This is a genomic window from Tamlana crocina, assembly GCF_012037625.1.
This window is the reverse complement of record NZ_JAAVJS010000897.1, coordinates 1-279: the sequence shown is the minus strand read 5'-3', so window position 1 is coordinate 279 and position 279 is coordinate 1. Positions and strand designations below refer to the sequence as shown.

1 protein-coding gene is annotated in these 279 nt (G+C 38.0%); it reads left to right on the top strand.

The window, feature by feature from the left end:
- Positions 1-210 (top strand): 3-oxoacyl-[acyl-carrier-protein] synthase III C-terminal domain-containing protein (locus HC176_RS19430; protein ID WP_280818738.1); only part of this gene is annotated, 210 nt, incomplete at its 5' end.
- Between the last annotated feature and the right edge of the window lie 69 nt (positions 211-279).

The window sequence follows — 279 nt, the reverse complement described above, 5'->3', positions numbered from 1 at the left end:
ATTGATGCTACTGCCAGCCGAATGGGTCTGGAAGATTCCAAAGTACTTATGAACATTCAGCGTTACGGGAACACAACTTCCGCTACCTTGCCGCTGCTATTGAATGACTTTGAAAAACAATTTAAAAAAGGAGATAATCTTATATTCGCTTCATTTGGAGGAGGGTTCACCTGGGGCTCTGTCTATCTAAAATGGGCTTATAATTCTTAAAACACCCAACACTAAATATTATGGATTTAAAAGAAATTCAGAATCTGATCAAATTTGTGGCTAAATCCG